The following is an 877-nucleotide window of genomic DNA, read 5'->3' as shown; positions in this document are numbered from 1 at the left end:
CCCCCCGCCCGCCGATGGCGCCGGCATTGCGAGTGGCTGGTGCGTTCCGAACCCCTGCCGGCGTTGTCGCGGCTGTTCCTGCAATGGCGGCCGTCGCTGAGCCGCTATTTCCGCAAGCGTCGCGCCGCGGCCTGGGATGCCGACGACCTGCTGCAGGAAGTGTGGCTGCGGCTGCAGCGCAGCGAGGCGCATGCGCCGGAGATCGCCAATCCCGAAGCCTACCTGTTCACCATCGCCGCCAACCTGATGCGCGAGCACGCGCTGCTGCACCAGCGCAACAGCCAGCGCGACACCTGCCTGGACGATGTGCTGGAGCGGCTGGCGGTGCCCTGCGAGGCCGATGCACAGGTGCACCGCGCGCAGCGCCGGCAGCGCCTGGCCGAGCTGATGGCGCGGCTGCCGCCGAAGTGTCGCGCGGCGATGACGCTGCGCTACCGCGACGAACTGGGCTACCAGGAAATCGCCGAGCAACTGCAGATCTCCAGCCACATGGTCAAGAAATACATCATCAAGGGCCTGGCGGTGTGCCGGCAGGGCATGGCGCGCTATGCGTGAGGATCCGCAGCGCGTCGCCGAGGCGGCCGCGGACTGGTACCTGGCGCAGCGCGAGACCGCGTTGCCGCCGGCGCGGCAGGCCGAGTTCCTGGCCTGGCTGCGGCACTCGCCGGCGCACGTGGCCGCCTATTTCGACATCGCGCGGATGCACGCCGACCTGCCGTCCGCGGCGCAGGCGCAGCAGGCCAGCAGTGCGCAGCTGCGCGCGCATGCCTTGCGCAGCGGGGCAGTAGTAGTGCCGTTGCGCCCGGATGTGGACACGCCGACGTCGGTGCCCCGCCCGCGTCGTGTCCTGCCACGGCGCAGGCGCTGGCCGTTGGCG

At 71.6% G+C, this 877-nt stretch carries 2 protein-coding genes; both read left to right on the top strand.

What is annotated here, in order from left to right; translation table 11 throughout:
• Nucleotides 1–39 precede the first annotated feature (39 nt).
• Nucleotides 40–555: a sigma-70 family RNA polymerase sigma factor gene (locus tag D588_RS0113590; RefSeq protein ID WP_026143698.1), complete on the top strand. Its 516-nt coding sequence runs from the start codon at nt 40–42 to the stop codon at nt 553–555.
• The coding region (locus D588_RS24780; protein ID WP_043084883.1) for a FecR/PupR family sigma factor regulator at nt 548–877 on the top strand (330 nt) is incomplete at its 3' end. The genes D588_RS0113590 and D588_RS24780, both read left to right, overlap by 8 nt.

This window comes from Xanthomonas sp. SHU 308 (genome assembly GCF_000364645.1).
Lineage (GTDB): Bacteria > Pseudomonadota > Gammaproteobacteria > Xanthomonadales > Xanthomonadaceae > Xanthomonas_A > Xanthomonas_A sontii.
The sequence above is the reverse complement of the archived record's forward strand: the minus strand, read 5'-3'. Positions and strand labels throughout refer to the sequence as shown.